This window comes from Commensalibacter communis, assembly GCF_947179015.1.
Lineage (GTDB): Bacteria > Pseudomonadota > Alphaproteobacteria > Acetobacterales > Acetobacteraceae > Commensalibacter > Commensalibacter communis.
Genome location: NZ_CAMXCM010000055.1, coordinates 1 through 223, shown reverse-complemented (window position 1 = coordinate 223; position 223 = coordinate 1). Strand labels below are relative to the sequence as shown.

The window sequence follows — 223 nt, the reverse complement described above, 5'->3', positions numbered from 1 at the left end:
TTAAACAAAGTTATTCAAGAGGCTATGGAAAATTATATACCTGCAAATCCTATGGAGATGAATAGCCAAGAGTTAATCAAAGTATTTACAGAGCAAATGAACCAAATCAACGATCCACAAATCAAATCCATTCTTCAAGATAAAATTAATACCATTCGTTCAGCGGCAAGACAGATAGAGGAATTGCGTAAGCTGGGTGTCGTTTTAATGGATAAAAAGAAAC

The 223-nt window shown here is 34.1% G+C and carries 1 protein-coding gene; it reads left to right on the top strand.

Translation table 11 applies throughout. The features are described from left to right. Positions 1-24: 24 nt before the first annotated feature. On the top strand, positions 25-223 hold a 199-nt coding region (locus PQG54_RS12400), incomplete at its 3' end, for a hypothetical protein (RefSeq protein WP_271807757.1).